The following is a 3259-nucleotide window of genomic DNA, read 5'->3' as shown; positions in this document are numbered from 1 at the left end:
GGGTGTCGGCGGAGGGCGGCGCGGCAGGTCAGGCGCCGACCGGGACGCCCGCCTCCAGGTTCAGCGGGCGGCCCTCGGCGCGCGCCCGCAGCGCCCAGCGCAGCCGGGCGAACCGGCCGGGCGACAGCAGCCGTTCGGCCTCGTCCTCGGCCGCGAAGCGCCAGCCGCGCAGCTCCGCGCCGGGCAGCAGCAGGTCGCGCATGCGGTCCGTGTCCAGACGGCCGCCGTCGAACAGCAGCCGCAGGCCGCCGAACCGCGGCGGGCGCGGCGGCTCCCAGTCGACGATCAGCAGGGCCGGCTCGTGCGGGAGCCGGAGGCCGAGCTCCTCGGCCACCTCACGGACGGCGGCGCGGGCCGGCGCCTCCCCCGCCTCGACCACCCCGCCGGGGAACTCCCAGCCCGGCTTGTAGGTGGGGTCCACCAGGAGCACGCGGTCCTGGTCGTCGAAGAAGAGGACCCCGGCGGCCAGGGTCTGGCCGCTGGGCGGCGGGGTCTGCACGATCTCGCAGATGCCGTCGCCCCGGCGGACCCCCTCGGCCAGCAGCTCCGCGGTCTGCCGGGGGGTGAGGCGGGAGGTCTCGACCGTGTGGGCGTCGGCGGTCAGCCAGGGCAGCGCCGCCGTGTACTGCGGCAGGTGGCCGAGGCACCAGCCGCGCGCCGCCTCGCCGTCGACGGCGGCGCGCAGGTCGATCCGCCGCCGGAGGAACGTTTCTTCAACGGCGAGCAGGAAGTGCTGCACCGAGATCCCGCGGGCGGCGAGGCCGCCGAAGATCTCGTCCCGGTGCTCCTGGCGCAGGAGCGCCATCGGCGCTATCAGCGGTCCGGGCAGCTCGCAGAGCAGGGCGGCGGCGGTGTCCACCACCAGCCGCCGCCAGGCCGGGATGTCGTGCACGCCGTCGGCGCGGGCGAGCCGCTCCTTGGGAAGGGACCTGCACAGCCCGTCCGCGACCACCTCGGGGTCGTAGAGCGTGCTGCCCGGCAGCAGGTGGAGCAGTTCGCGGGCCGCGGTGGTCTTGCCGGCCCCGAACGCGCCGTTCAGCCAGATGATCACGAGCCCCCTCCTTGGTCGCCCTTGAGTCAGTTGCCCGCTGGGCCCCGTGCCAGAAACGTGTCGGCGTCGCTCCAGCAGGCCGCGGCGGCGCCCACCAGGCCGGCGTCGGTGCCGAGCTGGGCCGGGACGACCTCCAGGTTCCGCACGAACGGGAGCGTGGCGTACTCCCCGAGCGCGCGGCGCAGCGGGGCGAAGAGCACCTCGCCGGACTGGCTCACCCCGCCGCCGATCACCACGGTCTCGATCTCCACCAGGGTGGCGGTGGCGGCGATGCCGGCCGCCAGGGCGCGGGCCGAGCGGTCGAACGCCTCCAGCGCCACGGGGTGTCCCTCAGCGGCGGCCCGCGCGACACCGGCGGCGGTGGTGTCGCCGTCGGGGTCGTCGGGGCGCCAGCCCGCGGCGAGGGCGTAGCGGGCGATGTTGGTGCCGCTGGCGATGCGTTCGACGCAGCCGCGTCCGCCGCAGGGGCAGCGGTCGCCGTTGAAGTCGACGCTGATGTGGCCGATGTGGCCGGCGTTGCCGGTGGGGCCGGGGCGCAGGCGGCCGTCGGTGATCAGGCCGCCGCCGACGCCGGTGGAGACGACCATGCACAGCGCGTTGGTCCGGCCGCGGGCCGCTCCCCTCCAGTGCTCGCCCGCGGCGATGGCGGCGCCGTCCCCGACGAGGGTGACGGGCAGGTCGCCCGTGGTCTTGCGGACGCCCTCGACGAGCGGGAAGTCGCGCCAGCCGGGGATGTTGACCGGGCTGACGGTGCCGGTGCGGGCGTCGACGGGACCGGCGCTGCCGATGCCCACGGCGGCGACGCGGGTCCAGGAGGCGTGCGCGGTGAGTTCGGTGACCACCTCGGTGAGCGTGTGCATGATGCGTTCGGCGGGCTCCCCTGCCGGGGTGGCGAGCTGGACGCGGTGGAGCAGATCGCCGGCGCCGTCCACGAGCGCGCCCGCGATTTTGGTGCCGCCGATGTCCACGGCGGCGACAAGATCAGTGGTCATGTTCAGGAAGGGTGGTCCGTCGTGGGTGGGCTTGTCCAGTCCTGTTCCGGTGACGGGGCACGGTGCTCACGCGCCGCCCGCCGGGCGGCCCGCGAGGGCGGCGATGCGGGGGTGGTCCAGGCCCGTGAGCCGCGTCACCTCATCGGGGTCGAGGGCCCCGCAGTCCACGCCGCGCAGCAGGAACCCGCCGAGGGCGCGGGCGGTGGCGGGCTCGTCGAGGATGCCGGCCTGGCCGTCCGGTCCGGGCCCGGCGTCGGCGCCGGTGTAGGCGGCCAGGCGGGCGGCGGCGGCCGGGAGGCCCTCGCGGTAGAAGGAGTAGACGGCGGCGTAACGGGTCGGGAGGTGACCCGGGTGCATGTCCCAGCCCTGGTAGTAGGCGCGGGCCAGCGCGCGGCGGACCAGGCGGTGGTGCAGGCGCCAGGCGTCGTGGACCTGGGCGGTGGGGCCGGTGGGCAGCACATTGGTCGAGCCGTCGCAGAGCGCGACCCCGGTGCCCGCGGCGGCGACCTGCATGACCGCCTTGGCGTGGTCGGCGGCCGGGTGGTCGGGCGCCTGGTGGGCGGCGGAGACCTGGCAGGCGGCGCTGTAGTCGAACGTGCCGTAGTGCAGGCCGACGGCTCGGCCCTCGGCGGCGTCGATCATGCGGGCGACGGTGGCGCGGCCGTCGGCGCCGAGGATCGCCTGGGTGGTCTCGATCTGGATCTCGAAGACCAGGCTGCCGGGCGGGAGGGCGCGGGCGTGTTCGAAGGCGTCGCACAGGCGCGCCATCGCGGCGACCTGCTCGGCGTAGCCGGTCTTGGGCAGGGTGATGCGCAGGCCCGCGGGCAGGGGCCCGGCGTCGAGGAGGGCGGTCAGGAAGATGTCGAGGGTGCGGATGCCGCGGTCGCGGACGGCGGCCTCCAGGCACTTCATGCGGATGCCGGCGAAGGGTGGGGCGGTGCCCTCGGCGGCGGACGCCGCGATCAGCCGGGCGGCGCGGGCGGCGGCGGCGTCCTCCTCGGCGTCCGGGCGGAGGCCGTAGCCGTCCTCGAAGTCGACCCTGAGGTCCTCGACCGGCTCGCGGGCGAGCTTGGCGAGGACGCGGGCGTGAACGGGGGCGGCGAGCGCCTCGGGGATGCCGAGGACGGCGGCGAACGCGGCCGCGTCCGGGGCGTGTTCCTCCAGCAGCGCGCGGGCGGCGGCGCCCCAGACCCGGGGGGTGCCGGGGGTGAGGAGG

3 protein-coding genes are annotated in these 3259 nt (G+C 76.5%); all 3 read right to left on the bottom strand.

From position 1 onward, the window contains the following. Nucleotides 1-28: 28 nt before the first annotated feature. Nucleotides 29-1051 (bottom strand): NUDIX hydrolase, encoded by a 1023-nt coding sequence (locus ADY01_RS34355; RefSeq protein ID WP_049580700.1) that lies wholly within the window; start codon nucleotides 1049-1051, stop codon nucleotides 29-31. Between the two features lie 26 nt (nucleotides 1052-1077). Continuing rightward, nucleotides 1078-2043 carry an ROK family protein gene (locus ADY01_RS34350; RefSeq protein WP_049580699.1) on the bottom strand — a complete coding sequence of 322 codons (966 nt, stop codon included), beginning with the start codon at nucleotides 2041-2043 and terminating at the stop codon, nucleotides 1078-1080. A gap of 66 nt (nucleotides 2044-2109) precedes the next feature. Beyond that, nucleotides 2110-3259 (bottom strand): DUF6986 family protein (locus ADY01_RS34345; RefSeq protein ID WP_049580698.1); only part of this gene is annotated, 1150 nt, incomplete at its 5' end.

Origin of the sequence: Streptomyces sp. SBT349 (assembly GCF_001083795.1) — a bacterium.
Classification (GTDB): Bacteria; Actinomycetota; Actinomycetes; order Streptomycetales; family Streptomycetaceae; genus Streptomyces.
The sequence above is the reverse complement of the archived record's forward strand: the minus strand, read 5'-3'. Positions and strand labels throughout refer to the sequence as shown.

Coding starts and splice junctions, on each gene's coding strand:
- ADY01_RS34350 (WP_049580699.1), bottom strand. CDS start 2,043: ATGACCACTGATCTTGTCGCCGCCGTGGACATCGGCGGCACCAAAATC.